The 2587-nt window shown below is 29.7% G+C and carries 3 protein-coding genes and 1 pseudogene; all 4 read left to right on the top strand.

Annotated features, from left to right (window positions below; all coding sequences use genetic code 11):
• The coding region (locus Q0V09_RS10580; RefSeq protein ID WP_297489403.1) for a glycerol-3-phosphate acyltransferase at positions 1 to 436 on the top strand (436 nt) is incomplete at its 5' end.
• A 13-nt stretch (positions 437 to 449) separates the two neighbouring features.
• Complete coding sequence (locus Q0V09_RS10575) at positions 450 to 1451, top strand: NAD(P)H-dependent glycerol-3-phosphate dehydrogenase (protein ID WP_297407539.1); 1002 nt, start codon at positions 450 to 452, stop codon at positions 1449 to 1451.
• Between the two features lie 74 nt (positions 1452 to 1525).
• Positions 1526 to 2350, top strand: a complete 825-nt coding sequence (locus Q0V09_RS10570) for an RNA polymerase sigma factor RpoD/SigA (RefSeq protein WP_297489399.1) — start codon at positions 1526 to 1528, stop codon at positions 2348 to 2350.
• A 16-nt stretch (positions 2351 to 2366) separates the two neighbouring features.
• Positions 2367 to 2587 (top strand): annotated as a pseudogene (locus Q0V09_RS10565) (DNA polymerase III subunit beta); the annotation flags it as partial.

Below are 2587 nucleotides of genomic sequence, written 5' to 3'. Positions count from 1 at the left end.
CGCTCTTCCGATCTCTTTAAAAGGGTACATTCCTTTATACTTAGCAAGTGTTTTCGGAGTGGATGGAGTATATCTAGTTATATTGGGATTAGTAGCAATATTAGGGCACAGTTTTTCATTCTTTTTAAAATTTAAAGGTGGAAAAGGTGTAGCAACAAGTTTAGGAGTATTTCTCTTTTTAATGCCACATGTAATATTAGTATTGATAATAGTATTTATAGTTGTTGTAGCTATAAGTGGATATATATCTCTAGCATCTATTATATGTTCAGCATTACTTCCAATATTAGCATTTTTTTTACCAGTGAGAGATGTAACTGCAAGATTTCCATTAGTAGGAATATCATTAATTGTGGGAATATTTGTTATTTATAAGCATAAAGCTAATATAGGTAGATTAATGGAAGGAAAAGAGAATAAATTTAATTTAAAGTAAGGAGATAAATTAAATGGAAAAAGTAGTTATAATTGGAGCAGGAAGTTGGGGAACAGCTTTGGGAATGGTTCTAGCTAAAAAAGGTCATGACGTTACTTTATGGGAACATAATGCAGAGATTGCAGAGAAACTTAGTTTAGAAAAAGAAAATAAGAGACTTTTACCTGGAATAAAATTTCCTGAAAAATTGAAAGTAACATCAAAATTAGAGGGTCTTTTAGATGAAGTTAAATATGTTGTATTTTCTGTTCCTTCACAAGTACTAAGAGGGGTAATGGAAAGAGTATCTCCGCAGATATGTGAAGATATGTTAATGATAAATACAGCTAAAGGAATAGAAGTATTAACTGGAGAGACACTTTCTAATGTAATGAAAGATGAAATTAAAGGTAAATATCATAAAAATATAATTGTATTATCAGGACCTACTCATGCTGAAGAGGTTGCCCAAGAGTTACCTAGTACTATAGTTGCAGCAGGAGATAGAGAAAATGCTAAAAAAGTTCAAGAGTTATTTAACACTGAAAACTTTAGAGTATATATAAGTGAAGATATAGCTGGAGTTGAATTAGGTGGAGCAGTTAAAAACTGTTTAGCTATAGGTGCAGGAATAGCAGATGGATTAGGTTATGGTGATAATGCAAAGGCAGCACTTATAACTAGAGGAATAGCTGAAATGATAAGATTTGGAAAAGTATTAGGAGCTAATGAACTAACTTTTTCAGGACTTACAGGGATAGGAGATTTAATAGTTACATGTGCAAGTAAGCATAGTAGAAATAGATTTGTTGGAGAGAGATTAGGTAAAGGGGAAAATATTCAAGATATTTTAAAAAGTATGGTAATGGTTGCAGAAGGGGTAGCAACTGTAAAAGCTGTATATAATAAAAAAATAGAACTTGGAATTAGTATGCCTATAGTTGAAGCAATTTATGAGATTATTTATAAAGGTGCAGATACGAAAGAGAAAGTTAAAGGTCTTATGACAAGAGAGTTAAAAGAGGAATTTTATTAAAAATGAATAGAATATTCAACACGGAATAATTAAAGAATTTAAAAAAAGATGACTAAAGAAAACATGGGGTGTGTATGAGGGAGAGAGATTTGGTTTCATTTTATTTAGAGGACATAAGAGAATACGAAGTGTTAAATAGAGATGAAGAATGTGAATTGTTATTAAAAGCCCAAAATGGGAATGTAGAAGCAAGGGAACGTTTAATTTTATGTAACCTAAGATTAGTAGTAAATGTAGCAAAGGGGTATATAAATAAGGGAATGGGATTTATAGATTTGATAAGTGAAGGGAACTTTGGACTTATTCATGCTATAGAAAAATTTGACTTGGAAAAGGGATATAGATTTTCTACTTATGCAGTTTGGTGGATTAAACAAGCTATAAATAAAGCTATTATTAGCAAAGGTAGAGAAATAAGAATTCCATCTTATAAGTATGACTTGTTAAATAAAACTAATAAGTTTATTATGGATTATATTATGAGAGTTGGAGAATATCCGAGTATAGAGGAGATATCTTTGGGAACAGGTTCTTCTTATGAAAAAGTTGAAGGATTAATGGTAGAATTTCAAGATACAATATCACTTAACGCTCCAATAGGAGAGGATATTTATTTAGAAGATACAATAGCAGAGGATAGTAAGCATAGTTTAGAGGAATCTGTTCTTAGTAAAATTAGTAGAGTTCAAATTAATGAAATTCTAAATAAATTAAGTGAAAGAGAAAAACAAATTTTAAAATTAAGATTTGGATTTGATGGAAATCAGATTCATACTTTAGAAGATATCGGACAAAGTTTTAGTATTACAAGAGAAAGAGTTAGACAGATTGAACAAAAAACTCTAGAAAAATTAAGAATGCGTTATAGTGAGTTACTAAAAGGGAACTATTACTATTAAAAGCAAGGAGGCAAAATTGATTTTAAAAGTAGATAGATTAGATTTTTTAAAGAAAATAAAAATAGTTGAAAAGGCTATCAATGAAAATAAAATAAGACCTATAATTTCATATGTTTTCATTGAAACAAGAGGAGATAAACTTTTCTTTTGTGGAACTAACTTAGAATTAACTATTTCAACAACAATGGAATGTGAGATTTTAAGAGAGGGAAAAGCTGTTTTTCAACATAATTTAGT

The organism is uncultured Cetobacterium sp., from assembly GCF_947039425.1.
Lineage (GTDB): Bacteria > Fusobacteriota > Fusobacteriia > Fusobacteriales > Fusobacteriaceae > Cetobacterium_A.
Note: the sequence above shows the minus strand (reverse complement) of the source record. Positions and strands in the feature narration are given on the sequence as shown.

Excerpts from the sequence above, each read along its gene's own strand:
- Q0V09_RS10570 (WP_297489399.1), top strand. The coding sequence starts at position 1,526 with ATGAGGGAGAGAGATTTGGTTTCATTTTATTTAGAGGACATAAGAGAA.
- Q0V09_RS10575 (WP_297407539.1), top strand. The coding sequence starts at position 450 with ATGGAAAAAGTAGTTATAATTGGAGCAGGAAGTTGGGGAACAGCTTTG.